Below are 18221 nucleotides of genomic sequence, written 5' to 3'. Positions count from 1 at the left end.
CTCTCATGCATGAATCATAGCACGTCATTTTTCATCAGAACCACCCTGGTGGCTCAGCTGCTGCTGCTGGCTGCGTGTGAAAATTCCTCTCACATCAAGGGGCTGCCCAAGGATCTGCCGGTCATCAATCTGCACGGTTCCCCCAGCACGCCGGCGCATAGCATGTCCCATGCGGACTATCCCTTTGCTGACAACGGCGACTACAAAAGCGACTGGGCGGCCGAGGGCGGCCAGTCTCCAGGCATGGACTACTCCTCCTGGCGTTCCTCTCACGGGAGCTCGTCTCGAAATTCCTCCAAGAAGAAAACGTCCAAATCCAGCGGCAAAAGCTCCAGCAAAGGTAGTGCTCACAAAGGCGGCGCCTATACCATCAAAAGCGGGGACAACCTGGGCGCTATCGCTCGCAAGCATGGCACGACAGTGGCCAAGCTCAAGGCCGCCAACGGCTTGTCCTCTGACAGGATACGTGCCGGCAAAACGCTCAAAATCCCCTAGCATCCTGTGAGGCCAGGTCTCTCAGGTATCGCGGCATGGTGCCTAGCGTTGATCGTGTGGGCTGCGGCGGGCTGCTTGCAGGCGGCCTCTGTTCGTTTTTCCACGGTGGTGATTGATGCCGGGCACGGGGGGAAGGACGGTGGCTCGGTGAAGAATCATCTGATCGAGAAAAAGCTCTGTCTGGATGTGGCCAGGCGAGTGGAAAGTGGGCTGAAATCGAGCGGCCTAAAAACCACGATGACCCGGCGCTCAGACTCCTTTGTGGAACTGGAGCAGCGAGCGCGTATGGCCAATCGGGTGCCTGCGTCTATTTTTGTCAGCATTCACTTCAACAGTTCCCGCAGGTCTGGTATCTCGGGAACGGAGGTGTATTATCGAAGCGCTCTTGGCAAGGTGATCGCTTCGGCCATCAGCCGGTCTTTCAAGGCGCGGGTGGCTGTAGGCTCGCGGGGAGTCCTCTACGGCGATTTCAAGGTCCTGCGGGAAACGAAGATGCCAGCCGTGCTGGTGGAGTGCGGCTATATCAGCAATAAAAAGGAGGCCCTACGCTGCGCAGATCCGGCTCACCGGCAGAAGCTTGCGGACGCTATTGTCAAAGGGCTGCTGGCTGTCCGCTCCAGGTGACTGGCAGTGCAGCTTTCAATTCTTTTGAAAGTTCACCTTTGCGAGGCACTAGCACGGCATTTGACGAAGCCCCCGCCGTGGTGGATGGAATGGGGTAGTTTTCCATGTCAGCCCCCGTCATCAGCGCCAGCAATCCCGTCTTCCCGTTTCATCTCGTGCGGGCGGACTTGGAACGTGTGGAAGCGTCCATCCTCGAACAGGCCCGCGCCTTTGACCCTGGGGTCGAAGGTTATGTGAGCTATGTCTGCAAAACGTCAGGCAAACGCATTCGTCCAGCTCTGGCAGTGCTTTCCGGTGGTGCCACCGGTGGCACGCATGAGGGGCATACCCGCCTCTCCGTCATTCTGGAACTCGTCCACATCGCCTCCCTCGTGCATGACGACATCATGGACGGTGCGGACATCCGTCGCGCCCAGCCTACTGCTGTGGCCAAATGGGGCAGCAGCCTGAGCGTGCTGCTGGGAGACAGCCTCTTTGCCTATGCGCTGGAGCTTGCCACAGAATTTGACGACACCCACGTCTGTCGCACCATTGCCCGTGCCTCGCGCGATGTCTGCACTGGGGAGATCCTGCAGACTCAGCGCCGTTTCGATTTCAATCTCTCGGTCACGGACTATCTCAAGATGATCGAGATGAAGACCGCCGCACTGTTTGCTGCCGCCAGCGAGCTAGGGGCGCGTCTCAATCATCAGCCCGAATCCGTGCAGGTGGCGCTGCGTGGCTACGGCCTCAAGCTTGGCACTGCCTACCAGATCTATGACGACTGCCTCGACATCGTCGGAGATGAAAAGACCGTGGGCAAAACGCTGCGGACTGATCTGGCCCGTGGGAAGCTCACTCTGCCGATTCTCTACCTGCTGGAAGGTGCCACGGAGGCGCAGAAGCAGAAGCTAAACCGCATGCTGCTCAAGGGAGAACCCATGGACACCACGATCCTCGCTGGGATCGCTGACTATGAGGGAGCGGTGGAGCGTGCGGTGAAGTTTGCCCAAAACATGCTGCTCGAAGCCCGCGCCGATCTCGGCTGCCTGGGAGCCTCTCCGCACAAGCAGGCGCTCGAAGACATCGTCGGCTATCTCCACAACTTGCTGGATCAGTGCCGTGCTATCCGCTGAGAGGCCGTTTAGAATCGTGTGATTTGCGTTCCAGTTCATGAGCCGCATCCACGACATGCCGGAAAACGACCGCCCGCGTGAGCGGCTGCTCCGCCTCGGTCCCCAGGCATTGTCAGACGCCGAGCTGCTAGCACTTTTCATCAACACCGGCACTCAGGGGGAGAATGCGCTGCAGATTGGCCAGCGTCTTCTGCGGGACTACAAGTCCCTCCGCGATCTCTCCCGCCTGGAACCTGCTGTGCTCAGCAAGATCAAGGCCTTGGGGCCTGCCAAGACCGCCAAGCTGGCCGCCGCCTTTGAGCTGGGCCGCCGCGCTGCGCAGGTGCCATCCCACTTGGAGACCATTCTCGACAGCCCGCAGCGCATTTACGATTACATCGGCCCTGAGATGCAGTCTCTAGGCCACGAGTCTGTCCGCATCATCCTGCTCAATAGCAAGCTGGCCGTGGTGCGCAGTGAGGAGGTGTTTCGGGGCAGTCTGAATGAGTGCGTGGCTCAGCCTCGCGATCTGCTGCGGAAGGTGCTTATCCACAACGCCCTTAGCTACATCCTCGTGCACAATCATCCCTCCGGTGATCCCACACCAAGCAAGGCTGATTGCAGCATCACCCGCCGCTTGAAGGAGGCTTCAGAACTCACCGGCCTCATCCTGCAGGACCACCTGATCATTGGCGCGCCCTCAGCATCCCGCACGGTGCCCTATTTCAGCTTTAGGGAGCACGGGATGATGTGAGAGGGCTCTGGGGGTGGGGCTCACCACTTGTTCGCCTGGATCACGTCTTTCTCGCCCTTGAGGTAGTTCACCAGGTTCAGCGTGGCGCGCATGGCCTGGCGGGGCACGCTTTCATAAGTGCGTGAGCCGATGTGCGGGGTGATGAGGGCCTTCGGGTGCTTGAGCAGCGGGTGGTCGGCGGGCGGCGGCTCCACGTCGAGCACATCGGTGGCGTAGCCGCCCACCTTGCCTGCATCCAGAGCGGCGATCATGTCAGGCATGTGGACGAGTTCGGCGCGCGAGGTGTTCACGACAAGCAGCTCGGGCTTGGCGAGCTTGAGACGCTCGGCATTGATGAGGTTGCGGGTGCTTTCGCTCAGGTTGGCATGCAGGCTGAGAACATCGATGTGAGGCAGCATGGTCTCGATCTCCTCGTGCTGGGTGATGCCGTGGATGTCTGCAAAGGCCTTGGGCCAGTATTGTGGCAGGTCCATGGCGTGGATGTTCATGCCAAAGGCGGCGGCACGTTTGGCCACTTCCTGGCCGATGCGGCCCAGGCCGACGATGCCGATGCTCTTGTTCCAGATTTCATGGCCGGTGACACGCTTCCACTGGCCATTGCGCACGGAGTTGGCGGAATCGACCAGATTACGCACCAGGGCCAGCAGCAGGCAGAAGGTGTGCTCCGCCACGGTGGTGTGGTTCACGCCGGGGGTGAAGAGCACGGGCATCTTCTTCTCTGTGCAGGCAGCCACATCGATTTTGTCCAGGCCGATGCCGTATTTGGAGATGACGCGCAGGCGGGGCAGGGACTTCTCCAGCACGGCGCGGGTGATCTCATCATCGCCGCAGAGGAAGGCGTCAAATTCGCCTGCCAGCTCCAGCATCCGGCTTTCCGGCAGGGGGCCGCGCTCGCGGTGCACTTCGTAGCCCTGAGCGGCAAGCAGCGCGTGGTGGTCGCCGGGGGTGTCCTGATAGCTGGTGGTGGTGAGGAGAATGCGCATGGCTGGATTTCAGATTGCAGATGACGGTTTGCGGAATGAGAGGTGATCATGGGACAAGACCAAATCGAGCGCAACATGGGCGTGCAGCCTCTGGACGGGATCATGACCGAACATGAGCTGGGAAATCATGACCTGGTGACCTCCAGTCAGGAGCCCATGACCCACAAGGCCGTGCAGCGCGCCCGCAAAGGACGCCGCCTGACGAAGCACATGAAGCAGCGCATGGCAGATGCCCTAAACCTCCTCCTCAAGCAAAAGGGCGTGGAAATCGAGCGCCCGTGGACGGTGAAGGACCTCTTCACCTACTGAGCGGGAACGGGAGTGGCAAAACAGATAGCCGCAGGTGGATCGCCCGGCTTGCTGTGGTGATGACGGCAGGCTAGCATCCGTGCCATCATGTCCGAAGCCATCGCCAACCGCCGTTTTGTCACCGCCGCTGAAAAAGTGGACTTTCTCTCTCCGTGGACGCTCGAAGAGTGGATCTGCCGGGGAGACATTGTGAACAATGAGCACCTCATGATGGTGCGGGCCAACATGGAGCCCGGTCGCAGCCATCCCTTTCACTCCCATCCCACACGGGAGGAGCTCATCTACGTCATCTCCGGCAAGGCGGAGCAGTGGGTGGGCACGCAGAAAAAGATCCTCGGACCTGGAGACACCGCTTTCATTCCCATGGGGGAGATCCACGGGACCTGGAATGTGGGTGAGGAAATGCTCGTCTTCCTGGCCATTCTATCGCCAGCCAAGGCGGATGAACCCGGTCTGGTGGACCACAGCGAGGAAGAGCCCTGGAAATCCCTGCGCAAGTAGGCTCACTGAACTGCTTTCGACCTACTCTGAGCGGAGCTTTCTGCGCAGATCTGTGATGCCATCACGGATGGCGAAGAGATCGGCGCGGAAGTCATTGAGCAAATTCTGACGATCCTTCCATTCGGGGGCTTCCGTCAGTTCGTTCAAGGCCGCGAAGGCTTCATTGGCCCAATTGAGGCAGCGCCGCAGGATGGCCAGGGTGTGGCCGGTGTGGGATGTTCCCTCAAAGTCTTGCATGCCGAGCACTCCCGCCAGCTTGCCGCTGATGTTCATTGAGTTGTGGATGAAGCGGTCGAGCGGTGTGTTGTCTTCGTCCCCCGCTGTGCTTTCGGAGCGTTCATCCTCGATCTCGGTCAGCAGACGATGGACGAAATCCTGGGCCATGACCTGCAGCGGGTGGGCTTCGTGATCGTGCTCGTCCAGGAAGTCAGAGAAGGCTTCATCGTCGAGTTCGCTCGCGAGAGCGTCCAGCTCCGGTGACTCTTCTTGCCTTTCCTTCCAGGCTTCACCTTCGCCATCTCCGTCATCGGCTCCATGGTCATGGCCGCCGCTCAGCATGTGGTCCCAGCCCATGACAAAGGCGATTCGGTCATCATGGAGACCGTCTTCGCCATACTTCTCGATCGCCTCCATGTGCGCATCCGAGAGCCTGTCGGACTGCTTGAGAGAGTCCTCCCAGGCTTCCTCGCTGTCGTCGAACTCATCTTCGGCCTCTTCCTTCAGTTCTGGACGTTGGATGATGCCGGCCAGCCATTCGCGCATTGCACTGAGGTTGGCCGTTTTCTGCGCCTTCTCCTGGGGGCCGTCCATTTCCCAGACCCAGGCAGAGATGCTGACCTCAAAATCCGTTCCCTCGATAAACACGCGGCCATTTTCTTCGGAGAACCACTCAAAGTAGAGCGCGTTGTGCCATCGGGCAGTAGCATGTCCCGAGGTTTCCTCCTCACAGTTCCTCACCTGATCTTCCGGCCCCGAATAAACCTTCACTTTGAGAGAGGCGGTGATGTCGCCGACCCGGCCCCTCTGTTTTGAATGCAGATTCAACGCAGCAGGGCGGGCAGAGGGAGTGGGGTTGATGAAGGTGACTTTGCAGCCGGCCACATCCCGCCAGGCATTGCCTCTCAGGTCGATAAGGACGGGATCTTCACGGCCGACCAGCCAGAGCCTGCCACGCACGTTGTCGCGGGTGGTATTGTCGATTTCGCCACGGATGACGGCGGTATCAAGACGCAGGGCCATGTGCGCATGAGAACGTCGTGACGGCGGGAGTGTCAAGAACAGGGTGCATGCAATGCTCCCCGGTACTCTGCTTCGAAGTGCCGTTCCCCGGCTTGACTCTCCCCGCTGGCTCGCTTGAGATTGCCAGTCCATGCCATGGAACTGATCTCGATCGTCGAAGCCCTTCTTTTTGCCTCCCAGGAGCCCCTGGGGGTGCCGCAGATGTGTGCCGCTGTCAAAGAGACGGCTAAAGACATCATTGAAGCTGCGGGAGAGCCGCTGGAAGACGGTTCCAGCCGAATCCCCGAATGGGTGGCTCCGCTGGCTGAAACCACAGATGAACAGGTGAGAGGGATCATTGACGCCCTGATCGCCCGTTATGATGCCGAGAAGCATGCCTTTACCCTCGTGGAGCGTGCCAATGGCTGGCGCATTGCCGCCCGTGGCGAGTACGCCGAGTGGTGCCGCGCGCTGTATCCTGGCAAGAAGGTGCAGCGCCTCAGCCAGCCGGCGCTCGAGACTTTGGCCATTGTCGCCTACCGTCAGCCGATCACCAAGGCCGGTATCGAGGCTGTGCGTGGTGTTTCAGTAGATGCCATGGTGCAGCAGCTGATCGACCGAGGTCTGGTGAAGATCGAAGGGCGTGCCGATCTGCCCGGACGCCCGCTGCTCTACGGCACGACGGAAGCTTTCCTCGACCACTTTGGTGTTCGCAGCCTGGATGATATGCCGAACGCTTCCGAACTCCGCCGCGTGAAGCTTCCTTCCGCTGAAGAAGGCGCAGCTACGGCCGCGGAGCAGCCGCATGAGCAGCAGCTCTCCCTGGCGCCTGTCACACCCTCTGCTGCTGAAAATTCTTAACCACCGCTGCGGCCAATGTCCCTCGAAGAAGTCCGCATCAAGATCGACAGCATCGATCAGCAGTTGCTGCGTTTGCTCAATGAGCGCGCCGAACTGGTCCACACTGTGGGCGAGATCAAGCGCAAGGATGATCTGGACATCTATGTGCCCGGCCGCGAGGACAAGCTGCTGCGCAAACTGGCTGAGATTAACCGCGCCCAAAACGGCCGCCTGACCGAACGTGCCATCCGTGCGATTTACCGCGAAATCATGAGCGCCGCACTGGCCCTGGAAGACAGCCTCAAGATCGCCTATCTCGGGCCTGCGGGGTCATGGACGCATCAGGCGGCGGTGAACAAGTTTGGCCACTGTGTGGAGTATCTCGCCGAGGCTACTACCGAAGGCGTCTTTGGCCAGGTGGCCGCCCAGACGGCCGACTACGGCGTGCTGCCCATCGAACACTCCACGGAAGGGGCGGTGCATCACACGCTGGATCATCTTTCGGATAGCTCGCTTCAGATCTACGCCGAGATTTTGTGGAGGGCGGATGCCGCCGTCATGGCGCAGGCGCCAAACCGCTCCATCACGGAGATTCACGGCCGGGCGCAGATGATCGCGCATTGTCGCCCCTGGCTGATGCAGAGCTTCCCGGGAGCCAGGTTGATCGAGTCCGCCAGCTCCAATGCGGCAGCCGCTCTCGCTGCTCAGAATCCTGCTGTAGCAGCCCTTGGCACCCCGTTGAGCGCCGAACTGCACGATCTGCGCGTTATTGCCACCTCTCCGCGTGAATACGCCACACAGACTCGTTTCATCATTCTGGGGCGTCGCTCAGGTCCGCCATCGGGCAATGATAACACGATGCTCATGATCCATTCCAAGGATCGCGTTGGTGCATTGATGGAGGTGCTGCAAGTCTTTGCAGCCCGCAACGTCAACGTTCGTCAGATTGAAAATCGTCCCACCAACAGCGGTGCGGAGGCGCGCTTTTTCTTGGAAATCAGCGGCCACCATTCCGACGCCACGCTTCGGCAGGCCATCTCAGCCCTCGAAATCGAAGGCATCGCTGTTCAGGTCAAAGTACTCGGCAGCTACCCGGCACCGGGCTGGGTGGAGGAACGGTAAGCGTCGCTTACTGGAGACGAGTCACCCGCAAGCCAACGTAAGATGCTGGCAGATCGCCGGGCATGCTGAGACGGCTGGCGCAGCGCGCCTGTTCAGCTGTGTGCCGCCAGCTGCCGCCACGGACGACGCAGTTTTTGCCTGCATCCGGACCATGCGGGTTGTTCATCACTGGTGCACTTGATCCATAGTCGGAATCATAAAAGTCCCAGCACCATTCGGCCAGGTTTCCCGCCATGTCATAAAGGCCGAACTCGTTGGGCTGGAAACTGCCGACTGCAGCGGTGTATGGAGGGCTGCTCATCAAAGCAGACGGGGAGCCCTCGCGCTGGCAGTGGTCATAAGAGACGTATTTGGAGCCATGATAATTGGCATGCAGATGAGAGATGTTGTCTCCTGAGGGAAAACGTTTTCCAGTCAATCCGCCACGAGCTGCAAACTCCCATTCTGCTTCAGTGGGCAGGCGGTAGCCATTGGCCTTCCAGTTCACCTGCTCGTTGCCAATATCAGCCAGTCCTTCACGGGCGACCTTCTGCCGGGTGCTGTCTGTATAGTAGCAGGGCGTCAGACCTTCTTTCTCACTGAGTGCATTGCACCATTTTACCGCATCTCCCCAGGTCATGCCATAGACCGGGTGATTGTAGGCTTTGCCGTTGCCTGCAGGGAGGTCTGGATAACCATGGTCACGGCCCCAGAGCATGACTTTGTCCCACTGTTCCAGAGTGACTTCGTGTCTGGCCATCGTAAAAGGAGCCACGCTGACTCGGTGTGGGCGTGCATCAATCTGTCCATCGAGAGAGTCTCCCATGACAAAATCTCCGCCGTTCAGTTTAATCAGCACTACAGCCGTATCTGGCATCGGTGCTGCACCCGGATTGCTTCCCCCTGCTTTGATTTCAGTGCGGCTGGCACCGAGGAAATACCCGCCGACAGCAGCCAAGAAAAGAGCGGCTGCCACGAGCTTTCTTTGTGCGGGCCGAATCCTCAGATTGGCACGAGGAGGGCGCTGGTAGAAGGGGCGTTCACAAAGCTGGTTTGGCTCTTGAACAGGTTTAAAGTCATCCTGTTCATGTTCACCCGTTGCTACAGGGACTCTGTTGCAAGTTGTGTCGGCGATGAACTTTCCGACATCCTCGATCGTGTCGGACAAAGTGGAGGCGGCAACTGCTGTCTGGGTTAACATGAAGCTACGACAAACGGTCCGGCAAAATCTGCATGGCAGAGTTCAAGCGCGTGCAATGCGGATTCAAGGAGATGATTTCTGCCGAGCAGCGTCTCATGAGGGTGAATTCCCGCAGATCATACGCCAGGAATTTCGCCGCTGACAAGCATGGGCGATGAAAACAGCGTAGTCGCTGCTGTATTTTTCAGTTTCCTAAATTTGCATTTAGGGGAAATCGGCGCAGGGCCTGCAAAATCACATTCTTCGAATATCGGCTGCCTTTTTACTGTCCTAGCGCAGCCATGATCTTGGCCACGGTATTCTCCACACTGAGGCCATGCTTTTTGCGCAGAACTGAAGGTGTGCCGTGCTCGATGAATTGGTCCGGCCAGCCGATACGTACCACGGGAGTGCGAATGCCAGCGTCGCTGAGTTCTTCAATGACGCCTGCGCCGAAGCCGTTTCTCAGCACGTGGTCTTCCAGCGTGCAGATGACCTTCACTTTTCGGGCAAAGGTGGAGATGCAGTCCATATCCAGCGGCTTGATCCACCGCGGATTGATGAGAGCTACGGAGAGGCCCTTGGCTTCGAGTTCTTTTTTGGCCTCCTCTGCAACAGGGAACATATCTCCCAGCGCAACAAGGGCCACGTCGTTGCCATCGGCCACCACTTCGGCCTTGCCAATTTCAAGGCGGACAGGCTTGTCCTTTGGAGTGACGCCCGGGCCGTTGCCACGTGGATAGCGGATGGCGATGGGGCCAGCTTCGTATCCGGCCATGGTCCAAAGCATGTCCACAAATTCATCCTCATTACGCGGCTGCATGTGCACAAGGCCCGGAATACCGCGCAGGTAGGCGATGTCGAAGAGTCCGTGGTGCGTAGGGCCATCGTCGCCACTGAGTCCGCCTCGGTCCATGCAAAGACGCACCGGAAGGTTCTGGATGGCCATGTCGTGCACGATCATGTCGAACGCGCGCTGCATGAAGGTGGAGTAGATGGTCAGGAAGGGCTTCTGACCGCGTGTGGCCAGGCCGCAGGCAAACAGTGCGGCGTGCTCTTCTGCGATACCCACGTCAAAATAGCGTTCTGGGATCTCCTTCTTGAAGACGCTCAGTCCAGTGCCGCCGGGCATAGCTCCGGTGATGGCCACGATCTTTGGGTCTGCTTTGGCAAAGTCGGTCACGCTGCGGGCAAAGACCTGGGAGTAGGTCGGCTTGTCACTCGAGGGTGTCTCGCCGGTTTCAACGCTGTATTTGCCCAAGCCATGGAACTTGCCGGGATCATTCAGTGCCGGGGTATAGCCGCGGCCTTTTTCAGTGATGATGTGGAGGATCACCGGCTCGTCCTGGGTCTTGAGGAACTCAAAGGTCTGGATGAGCAGCGGGATATTGTGTCCGTCGATGGGGCCGTAGTAGCGGATGCCAAACTCGTCGAAGAGGGAGCTGCGGTTGGAGGGCGTCTGGCTCTGCGGGAGAAGGATGTTCTTGGCGTGGTCCTCCACCTTCTTGACGATACGGCGGGCGTCCTCGCCCAGCATGAATTCCAGCAGCTTGCCGGCCTTCTGATGCAGGTTGGCGTAAGCTGGGTGTGTGGCAATGGAGTTAAAATACTTCGCGATGGCACCCACGTTGCGGTCGATGGACCACTCATTGTCATTGAGAACGACGATGAGGCGCTTGGTGTGCGCGGCCACGTTATTCATGGCTTCAAACACAGGACCGCAGGTGAAGGCGGCATCTCCAGCCACGCAGACGACGTTTTCGTCTCCGCCGGCGAGATCACGGCCCGTGGCCATGCCCAGTGCGGCTGAGAGGGCGGTGCCCGCATGGCCTGCGCCATAGCAGTCGTGCTCACTTTCCGTGCGCAGCAGGAAGCCGTTGAGGCCGTCGTGCTGGCGGATGGTGTGAATGCGGTCCCAGCGACCGGTCAGCATCTTGTGCACATAACCCTGATGCGCCACGTCAAAGACAAAACGATCCTTGGGCGTGTCAAAAACCCTGTGCAGCGCAATGGTAAGCTCCACCACGCCCAAGTTGGGGCCGAGATGACCACCGGTCTGGCTGAGGGTCTGGATGAGGGTCTGGCGGATTTTTTCCGCAAGTTCAGGGAGTTTCTCCAGCGGCAGGGCTTTGAGATCGGCAGGGCAGGTGATGGCAGGCAGTTCGGTGTCCACGGGTCAAAAAAGTCGGATTTCGCCACCCTCGGGCTCGGCGGTTTTGCGGCGGCGTGCGGGAGTGCGGGGCTTTTCAGCGTCCTCGGCGCTCTCGTCGTGATCAGCCTCCTCGTCAAATGGCGTGAGCGAGGCTTTTCCACCTTCCAGATCGGCGCTGATCAATTCCACCCGGCGGCGGGCGCCTTCGATGCGCTGGCGGCATAGTTTTAACAACCGCACGCCATCCTCGTAGCTGGAGATCATTTCCTCCAAGGAGAGCTGCCCATCTTCCATGCCTGCCACGATCTCATCCAGACGCTGCATGGCGTCCTCAAAGGATGGTTCATCGGTCTTGGTGCTGGGTTTGCTCATGGGGATTCAGGCCTTGGAAAGTCAGGCAGGAAGGGCGGCCATTATCCGGGCTTCGCAGTGCGCCGCAAGCAGGAAAAGCCATGGATGGAATGCTTGTATCCGCCTCAAGGGTTCAGCTCGAAATTGGGAACGCGAACCAACCTCTGGCGAACTCATTTCTGGTAGCTCCTGAGAGTTATGCAATTCTCAATAGTTTAATAGTTATTGAATTTATATTTATATGGCATAAGCTTATGCTTATCCTGTGAAAGCCAGCCTCAGCAGATTTTGCCTCCAAGCGTGCTTCTTAGGGGCTCTTTTCTGGCCCCTGAAGGCAGGCGCATATCTCGGTGGCTTTGAGGAGCAGGATGGCTATCGAGTGCCCCTCAATGGCCAGATCATCTCCAATTACCTGGCCGGGGATGCCCAGTTCTACCTGAACAACTCGGCTTCAAATGGCTACACCGGGGTGGTGCCTGTGGGGGCTTACCCAAATACGCTGGGAGATGGAACCAATGGGCCGGATGTGACGCGGTACAATGCAGGCCAGTATGGCACCAACAACAGCGGCCCGGGAGGTGCGGCGGCTGACATCACGGACAATTCTGGCCTGTGGCAGGTGCTCTCTGGTGGCAGGCTCTACGAAGACGCCACTGCTCCCTACTACTACGGTAATCAGTATTACCGCGACCAGATCGTGGCCTACCGTAACACCATGCCACATGGGGGCTCACAGACGCTGAACCTGATGGCTGCGGACCAAAGTCTGAGCTACCGCTACAGCATGGACTCTCGCGATCTGGGGGGGATCTCCCCCTCGAGCACCCTGGGCATGGCGGTGCAGATGTCCTTCTGGGTCAAACCCACTGATTGGGATGATCCTGACACCGGCAACATGTTTGGCCTCTCGCTGCTGGATGCAGCCAATCAGCCGGTCTTTGAGGTGGGGTTTACAGGCGACAATTTGCTTCAGTACCGCCTTACAGGCGGGGCATGGCAGACGACCTCCTATGTGATGGGAACTCTGGGCTGGTCTGAAATCACGGTGGTGGTGGACACTGTGCGGAATACCGCCAGTCTGGACATCAACGCCTACAATGATCTCTCGGCTCACCTGAATGGCAGCGCGGCCGTGCTGGCCAGTCAGGGGCTTGGGATAGTCAGCGGAGCACTCAGCGCGCTGCAATGGGACCTGCGGGGCGGTACGCTGGACAACGGTGCCATCAGCTACATCAACAGCTTTGATGATTTCGCGTTTTCTGCCACTCCCGTGCCGGAACCCAGGGGCTTGGTGCTGCTTTTTATCGCTGCTCTGCTGCTGGCTCCTCGCAGACGTAGATAGAGCAGAGGCTGAAAGCGGAAATGCAGACGGGAAGGGTGCATAAAAAAACACCCGGCCTTTCGACCGGGTGTTTTGGTGAGGTAATGCCTCTGCGGATGGTTACGCAAAGATATCGAGGACGGGCACGCCCTTGTCGCCGACCGTGAACGGACGGTTGGAGGGGGACATGACCACTTCGTCCACCGGGAGACCCATGGCATGGCCGATGGTGGCCTGGAAGTCCTGCGGTGTGCACTGCTTGTCCGTCACGCGGCGGCCATCCTTGTCGGTGGAGCCATAGACGAAGCCACCCTTGACGCCGCCGCCTGCAAAGACGGTGGAGTAGGCCAGCGGGTAGTGGTCGCGGCCGTCGTTTTCGTTGATGTCCGGCGTGCGGCCGAACTCAGAACCCATGACGACCATGGTGGATTCCAGCAGGCCATTGGACTGCAGGTCTTCGATCAGAGCGGCAAACACGCTGTCCATGGTGGCTGCGGTGGTGCCGAGGGCCTGGTCGATGTTGTTGTGCATGTCCCATCCGCCGGACTGGACTTCGACGAAGCGGACGCCGGCCTGAACCAGACGACGGGCGAGGAGAGCACCCTGACCGAAGTTGTTTCTGCCGAATTTCTCGCGCACCGTCGAAGGCTCTTGGCTGAGGTCGAAGGCCTTGAGGTCTTCGCTCTTCATGAGCTTCACGGTTTCGTCGTAGAACTCGGAGTAGGTCTTCACTTCGTCCGACTGGAACTTTTTGCGGAAAGCGGTGTCGAACTCATCGGTGAGGGACAGGCGCTTCTTGAACTGCTCCTGGGTGGAGGTGGTGGGCTTGATGTTCTGGAGGCCGGATTCCGGATTGGAGATCGGGATGGGGCTCATCGTGGTGGGGAAGAAGCCAGCGCCCGGGTAGGAGCTGCCGCTGTTGACCACCACGCTGTCTGGAAGAGTCGGGCCCTTGATGCGTCCCAGGAAGTGGGATGCCCAGGCGCCGATGCAAGGATGAACGATCGTGCCACGGGGTTCGTAGCCGGTCTTCATGACGTAGGTGCCCTGGTCATGCACGCCGGTCTTGGAACTCATGGAGCGGATGATGGAGATCTTGTTGGCCACTTTGGCCATCTTCTCCATCGTGCCGCCCAGGCGGTCCAGGTTACCAGAACCTGCATTCACCTTGATGGGGTCGGTCGGACCCTTGGTTTCGCCGTCTTTGGGATCCCAGGTGTCGATATGGGTCATACCGCCACCCATCCAGAGGAAGATGACGCTCTTGGCCTTGCCGAAGCCAGGGGTGCCTGGGCCTGTGGTGCCGGCAGCGGCCACGTTGAGGGAGGGAAGGACCGTCACGCCGAGTGCGGCCTGGGCCGTACGCATCATGAAGTCGCGGCGGGCCATCGGGCTGAGTTTGTTCAGTTCAGATTTCATAAGTCAATTTTAGCGCGTTGTTTTGAGTGATTTCCTTGATGCGAACTTATTGGATGAAGATGAACTCGCGGGTGTTGATGAGAGCCCAGATCATGTTGGCATAGCCGTCTTCACCGTTGGAAAGGGCGCGCTTGGCGATGTCTTTCTCAGCAAGTGTGGGGCGGCGGTTGAGGATGGAGACAAAGAGCGCCTCGACCTTTTCCGGCGGAGACTTCACCTTTTCCATCGTGCGGAAGATGAGCGAATCGGAGCTGGTCAGCATCTGCTGGGCCTTGCCGTTCATCATCATCAGCACCTGCGGCACAGAGCCGGACTTGATGCTGCCGTCGATCAGATTGCGGGGAGACTGTCCGAAATCGATCAGGAAATGACCGTTAGGGGCAGGCTGCTCGAGGGTAGAGGCACGGCGAAGGATCATGCCGTTGTAGGTGAGGGAGGTGTTTTCCATCATGTCTGCAGCGGCTGGCTTGGCGGCTGCCTTGCCCTTGGTCTTGCTGCCACCTTCCATCATCATGTCGCCACCGGCATCTGCCAGGCTGCCACCCTGAAGTGCGCGCTCTTTTTCAGCCATCTTGCGGAAGGCGTCATACTTGATGAGCACGGTCTGGGCGTCCAGCTTGGGATTGGTAAGGTCGAGGTCGATGGAGCGGCTGTAGAGGTCTTCCAGCGGCTTGGCATACTTGTCGGGTTCTCCAAGCACGAGGGTCATGTAGGAGTCCCAGGCCTGCTCAGCCGTCATGCGGCGAAGAAGAGGGCCCTGGAAGTAGTAGGGCTCGCCCATGGCGATCTTCTCGGTGGTGGCCTCTGCCTGGTAGGCATGGGTGTTGTAGATGATGCGCATGAAGGCCTTGATGTCGAACTTCACGCGTTTCATTTCCTCGGCCAGATGGACCAGGAGTTCGGGGTTCACGGCCTGCTTGGGGTCGTCGATGTTGGTCACCGGCTCAGCGACAGCCACGCCGAAGGCGCGCTTCCACATACGGTTGGCGATCGCCATGGCGAAGCGCGGGTTGGATGGGTCGGTGGTCCACTTGGCGAAGGCCGGGCGGAGGTCTTCAGCGGACTTGGTCTTCTGCTTGTAGGCGGCCAGATTCTTGTCGTTCTTGCTCCAGGTGATGAACTTGGGCTCCACAGGATCATTCGGCTTGGCGTCCGGATACTTGTAGTCATGCGGCAGCTTCATCGTGTTGTTGTCCATTTCACCCACCATGTAGGTGTTGGCGGACATGTAGTTGCGGATGCCGTTGCGCAGGCGCTTGATGTCCTGGCCGCTGCTGGTGATCATCTCTTCGATCTTCGGCATCAGGGTGTTCATGGCGTTCATGGAAGCCATGCCCTTGCCCTTTTCCTTGCGGTTCTGGGCGGCGCGCATGTTGGTGGTGGTGGCACCGAAGAAGGAGGCCATTTCATAGAACTGGTGCTGGGTCCAGTCAGAGAATGGGTGGTCATGGCACTGGGCGCAGGCCACGTCCGTGCCGAGGAAGACGGCAAGGGTGTTGGCCAAGTTGTCCAGAGGCATGCCGGCATCGCGCAGCAGGTAGCCGGCGGCACCGTTTTCCCACATCTTGCCCTTGGCGGTCAGCATCTCGAAGACCATCTTGTCCCAGGTGACGTTCTTCTCGATCTGGTGCTGCATCCAGTTGATGTAAGGAACACCGCGCAGATTGTCCTGTTCCAGGCGATCCTTCACGCGCAGCATCTCGGCGAAGTAGTTGAAGGTGTTGCTGTTGTAACCAGGGCTGTCGAGCAGCAGGTCGATCAACTTGGCACGCTTGTTCGGATTGGAGTCCTGGATGAACTGCATCGTTTCCGCATAGTTCGGAATGCGGCCCACGATGTCGAGGTAGACGCGGCGGACGAACTGCTCGTCATTGGCCAGGGGGTTGAAGTTCTTGATCGGTGCCTTCGGCGGATTCATCTTGGCACGCTCCGGATTGGCACGAATCAAACCGTTGGCCACCAATTTGTCGATCGCGGCGGCGGCTTGGGCAACCGAGGCGTTGGCCAGCATCACCGGCTGGTCGGAGGGCTTCATGGTTTTGGCCAGCGTCTGGTCTTCGGCAGACAGCTTGGTCAGCGGAAACTTATGAGTCGCACCGTCTTCAGTTTGAAGAACGATATTTTCTCCATCGAGACCGATGAATGAGGCTTTGACTTGGCGGCCGGAGGTGTCCGTCCAAGTGCGCACCTCAGCCATGGCTGAGGAAGCGACGAGCGCGGAAACAAGCAGGCTGCTGAGCAGTTTTTTGGTTTGTTTCATGGTGGTGTGGAATGAAAGGAGTGGTCTTCCGCTGTCCAAAACGGGTCAGTGGAATCCCTCATTAGAGAAAATCTGCTGTTTTTTTGCTTTTTCGGCAAGTCTGGTCGGCTTCGGAGGCCTATTTTGCAGCGCCAACCCGGGCTTTTTCCAGGTCGGCAGCCATGCTTTGGGCTCTTTCTGGCTGGCTTTTGGCTAGATTTTGGCGTTCTCCGAGGTCTTGGGACAAGTCATAGAGCTGCGGTTCGGGGAAGTTTCCGGTCTCGCTATTGGTATTCTTGTTTTTAGCCGGACCCTGACTGGTGGGGATAAATTTCCATACTCCCTGGCGGAGGCTGACTGGTCCACCCTGCTCGACGAGTTCTTTGCGCCCTGCAGAGTCCTCGCCCAGCAGGGCAGGCAGCAGATTCTGGCTGTCCTTGGCAGACTCAGGTGCCTTCTGCCCGGTCAAAGCGGCAAAGCTGGCTGGGAAATCCACTTGGCAGACTAGGGCGTCGCTGACGCCTGGCTTCACCTTCCCAGGCCAGCGTACGATAAAAGGTACTCGTGTGCCGCCCTCAAAAGCGCTGTATTTCCCACCCCGCAGGGGACCTGCCGGCTGGTGGGAGCCCAGTTTTTCCACCGCATCGTCTTGGTAGCCGTCGTCCACCACGGGGCCGTTGTCGCTGCTCAGCAGCACGAGGGTGTTCTCTCTGAGGCCAAGCCGATCCAGCACAGCCAGGATGGTGCCCACGTTGTCATCAAATTGGAGAATGGCATCGCCACGGGGGCCCATGCCGCTTTTGCCGGTAAAGCGTGGGTGGGGGACACGGGGCACATGGGGATCATGCGCGGCAAAATAGAGGAAGAACGGCGCGGCTTTGCTCGACTCGATGAATTTGACCGCCTCGGCGGTGAAGGTGTCCGACATGTCCTCATCCTTCCAGAGGGCCGATTTTCCGCCCTTCATATAACCAATCCGGCTGACGCCATTGAGCACCGCCATGTCATGCCCATGGCTGGGGTGCATGCGGAGTAGTTCAGGATTGTCTTTGCCTGTCGGCTCGCCGGGAAAGGGCTGCTTGTAACTCACCTGAATAGGGTCTGCCGGGTCCAGGCCTACAACACGGTGGTCTTCCACAAAAACGCAGGGCACTCGGTCTCCGGTGGCTGCCATGATGAAGCAGTGGTCAAATCCGATCTCCAGCGGGCCTGGGCGGATTTCGGTGTTCCAGTCCACCTCTTTGTCTCCCAGTCCCAGGTGCCATTTGCCCACTACGCCGGTGTGGTAGCCTGCTTTTTTGAAAACCGTGGCCATTGTGTCCCGGCTGGGAGGGATGATCATTTTGGCATCTCCAGGCAGCACGCCCGTGCCCTTCTGGCGGAAGGCATATTCTCCGGTGAGCATGGCAAAGCGCGAGGGCGTGCAGGTGGCCGCCGCGCAGTGACCGTCCGTAAAACGCAGCCCCTCGGCAGCCAGCTTGTCGATGTGCGGCGTGGAGATTGTCTTGGAACCGTAGCATGACACATCTCCGTAGCCGAGGTCGTCGGCGTAAAGCAGCACCACATTGGGTTTGTCCGAAGCCGTTGTGGCAGAGGCCAGCATCAGAGACATCCAGAAGCTTTTCATAAAGGACATGAAG

General features: G+C 59.0%; 17 protein-coding genes. 9 read left to right on the top strand and 8 right to left on the bottom strand.

Annotated features, from left to right (window positions below; all coding sequences use genetic code 11):
• The first annotated feature begins 9 nt into the window (after window positions 1-9).
• The 4 genes from HNQ65_RS19180 (at window position 10) to radC (ending at window position 2967) form a co-directional block, all read left to right on the top strand.
• A complete protein-coding gene (locus tag HNQ65_RS19180) occupies window positions 10-495 on the top strand; it encodes a LysM peptidoglycan-binding domain-containing protein (RefSeq protein ID WP_221306220.1) in 486 nt (161 codons plus the stop codon).
• Between the two features lie 6 nt (window positions 496-501).
• The gene (locus HNQ65_RS19175) at window positions 502-1119 is read left to right on the top strand and encodes an N-acetylmuramoyl-L-alanine amidase (RefSeq protein ID WP_221306219.1); all 618 of its coding nucleotides are present in this window, start codon (window positions 502-504) and stop codon (window positions 1117-1119) included.
• Between the two features lie 104 nt (window positions 1120-1223).
• Complete coding sequence (locus tag HNQ65_RS19170; RefSeq protein ID WP_184341984.1) at window positions 1224-2234, top strand: polyprenyl synthetase family protein; 1011 nt, start codon at window positions 1224-1226, stop codon at window positions 2232-2234.
• A 37-nt stretch (window positions 2235-2271) separates the two neighbouring features.
• Window positions 2272-2967, top strand: a complete 696-nt coding sequence (radC, locus tag HNQ65_RS19165) for a RadC family protein (RefSeq protein WP_184341982.1) — start codon at window positions 2272-2274, stop codon at window positions 2965-2967.
• A gap of 20 nt (window positions 2968-2987) precedes the next feature.
• On the opposite strand, the gene HNQ65_RS19160 is transcribed toward radC, so the two are convergent.
• Window positions 2988-3950: a phosphoglycerate dehydrogenase gene (locus tag HNQ65_RS19160; protein WP_184341980.1), complete on the bottom strand. Its 963-nt coding sequence runs from the start codon at window positions 3948-3950 to the stop codon at window positions 2988-2990.
• 48 nt (window positions 3951-3998) lie between these two features.
• Between HNQ65_RS19160 and HNQ65_RS19155 the strand changes: the two genes are divergently transcribed.
• Window positions 3999-4259, top strand: a complete 261-nt coding sequence (locus HNQ65_RS19155; RefSeq protein ID WP_184341978.1) for a hypothetical protein — start codon at window positions 3999-4001, stop codon at window positions 4257-4259.
• 87 nt (window positions 4260-4346) lie between these two features.
• Window positions 4347-4760: a cupin domain-containing protein gene (locus tag HNQ65_RS19150; RefSeq protein WP_184341976.1), complete on the top strand. Its 414-nt coding sequence runs from the start codon at window positions 4347-4349 to the stop codon at window positions 4758-4760.
• A gap of 21 nt (window positions 4761-4781) precedes the next feature.
• Here the strand turns inward: HNQ65_RS19150 and HNQ65_RS19145 are convergent, their stop codons facing one another.
• Complete coding sequence (locus tag HNQ65_RS19145) at window positions 4782-5999, bottom strand: hypothetical protein (RefSeq protein ID WP_184341974.1); 1218 nt, start codon at window positions 5997-5999, stop codon at window positions 4782-4784.
• A gap of 135 nt (window positions 6000-6134) precedes the next feature.
• Here HNQ65_RS19145 and scpB point away from each other — a divergent pair, with 135 nt between their 5' ends.
• The gene (gene scpB, locus HNQ65_RS19140; RefSeq protein WP_184341972.1) at window positions 6135-6839 is read left to right on the top strand and encodes an SMC-Scp complex subunit ScpB; all 705 of its coding nucleotides are present in this window, start codon (window positions 6135-6137) and stop codon (window positions 6837-6839) included.
• 15 nt (window positions 6840-6854) lie between these two features.
• Entirely contained in the window at window positions 6855-7940 is a 1086-nt protein-coding gene (locus tag HNQ65_RS19135; protein WP_184341970.1) for a bifunctional chorismate mutase/prephenate dehydratase, read from the top strand.
• A 7-nt stretch (window positions 7941-7947) separates the two neighbouring features.
• Here HNQ65_RS19135 and HNQ65_RS19130 read toward each other — a convergent pair whose 3' ends face one another.
• The 3 genes from HNQ65_RS19130 to xseB form a co-directional block, all read right to left on the bottom strand.
• Window positions 7948-8895, bottom strand: coding sequence for an SUMF1/EgtB/PvdO family nonheme iron enzyme (locus HNQ65_RS19130; protein WP_184341968.1), 948 nt, complete (start codon window positions 8893-8895; stop codon window positions 7948-7950).
• 487 nt (window positions 8896-9382) lie between these two features.
• The gene (dxs, locus tag HNQ65_RS19125) at window positions 9383-11272 is read right to left on the bottom strand and encodes a 1-deoxy-D-xylulose-5-phosphate synthase (protein ID WP_184341965.1); all 1890 of its coding nucleotides are present in this window, start codon (window positions 11270-11272) and stop codon (window positions 9383-9385) included.
• Window positions 11273-11275: 3 nt separating this feature from the next.
• Entirely contained in the window at window positions 11276-11623 is a 348-nt protein-coding gene (gene xseB, locus HNQ65_RS19120; protein WP_184341963.1) for an exodeoxyribonuclease VII small subunit, read from the bottom strand.
• Window positions 11624-11867: 244 nt separating this feature from the next.
• Here xseB and HNQ65_RS19115 point away from each other — a divergent pair, with 244 nt between their 5' ends.
• Window positions 11868-12944, top strand: coding sequence for a hypothetical protein (locus tag HNQ65_RS19115; RefSeq protein WP_184341961.1), 1077 nt, complete (start codon window positions 11868-11870; stop codon window positions 12942-12944).
• A 99-nt stretch (window positions 12945-13043) separates the two neighbouring features.
• On the opposite strand, the gene HNQ65_RS19110 is transcribed toward HNQ65_RS19115, so the two are convergent.
• From HNQ65_RS19110 to HNQ65_RS19100, 3 genes are all read right to left on the bottom strand, one after another.
• Window positions 13044-14342, bottom strand: a complete 1299-nt coding sequence (locus tag HNQ65_RS19110; RefSeq protein ID WP_184341959.1) for a DUF1501 domain-containing protein — start codon at window positions 14340-14342, stop codon at window positions 13044-13046.
• A 46-nt stretch (window positions 14343-14388) separates the two neighbouring features.
• The gene (locus tag HNQ65_RS19105) at window positions 14389-16602 is read right to left on the bottom strand and encodes a DUF1549 domain-containing protein (RefSeq protein ID WP_184341957.1); all 2214 of its coding nucleotides are present in this window, start codon (window positions 16600-16602) and stop codon (window positions 14389-14391) included.
• Window positions 16603-16720: 118 nt separating this feature from the next.
• Complete coding sequence (locus HNQ65_RS19100; RefSeq protein ID WP_343076574.1) at window positions 16721-18208, bottom strand: sulfatase family protein; 1488 nt, start codon at window positions 18206-18208, stop codon at window positions 16721-16723.
• Between the last annotated feature and the right edge of the window lie 13 nt (window positions 18209-18221).

The sequence above is a fragment of the Prosthecobacter vanneervenii genome, from assembly GCF_014203095.1.
GTDB lineage: Bacteria > Verrucomicrobiota > Verrucomicrobiia > Verrucomicrobiales > Verrucomicrobiaceae > Prosthecobacter > Prosthecobacter vanneervenii.
Note: the sequence above shows the minus strand (reverse complement) of the source record. Positions and strands in the feature narration are given on the sequence as shown.

Bases quoted from the DNA above. Each gene is read 5' to 3' on its own strand.
- HNQ65_RS19180 (WP_221306220.1), top strand. From the start codon at position 10: ATGAATCATAGCACGTCATTTTTCATCAGAACCACCCTGGTGGCTCAG.
- HNQ65_RS19170 (WP_184341984.1), top strand. From the start codon at position 1,224: ATGTCAGCCCCCGTCATCAGCGCCAGCAATCCCGTCTTCCCGTTTCAT.
- radC (WP_184341982.1), top strand. From the start codon at position 2,272: ATGAGCCGCATCCACGACATGCCGGAAAACGACCGCCCGCGTGAGCGG.
- HNQ65_RS19160 (WP_184341980.1), bottom strand. From the start codon at position 3,950: ATGCGCATTCTCCTCACCACCACCAGCTATCAGGACACCCCCGGCGAC.
- HNQ65_RS19155 (WP_184341978.1), top strand. From the start codon at position 3,999: ATGGGACAAGACCAAATCGAGCGCAACATGGGCGTGCAGCCTCTGGAC.
- HNQ65_RS19150 (WP_184341976.1), top strand. From the start codon at position 4,347: ATGTCCGAAGCCATCGCCAACCGCCGTTTTGTCACCGCCGCTGAAAAA.
- HNQ65_RS19145 (WP_184341974.1), bottom strand. From the start codon at position 5,999: ATGGCCCTGCGTCTTGATACCGCCGTCATCCGTGGCGAAATCGACAAT.
- scpB (WP_184341972.1), top strand. From the start codon at position 6,135: ATGGAACTGATCTCGATCGTCGAAGCCCTTCTTTTTGCCTCCCAGGAG.
- HNQ65_RS19135 (WP_184341970.1), top strand. From the start codon at position 6,855: ATGTCCCTCGAAGAAGTCCGCATCAAGATCGACAGCATCGATCAGCAG.
- xseB (WP_184341963.1), bottom strand. From the start codon at position 11,623: ATGAGCAAACCCAGCACCAAGACCGATGAACCATCCTTTGAGGACGCC.
- HNQ65_RS19110 (WP_184341959.1), bottom strand. From the start codon at position 14,342: ATGAAATCTGAACTGAACAAACTCAGCCCGATGGCCCGCCGCGACTTC.
- HNQ65_RS19105 (WP_184341957.1), bottom strand. From the start codon at position 16,602: ATGAAACAAACCAAAAAACTGCTCAGCAGCCTGCTTGTTTCCGCGCTC.
- HNQ65_RS19100 (WP_343076574.1), bottom strand. From the start codon at position 18,208: ATGAAAAGCTTCTGGATGTCTCTGATGCTGGCCTCTGCCACAACGGCT.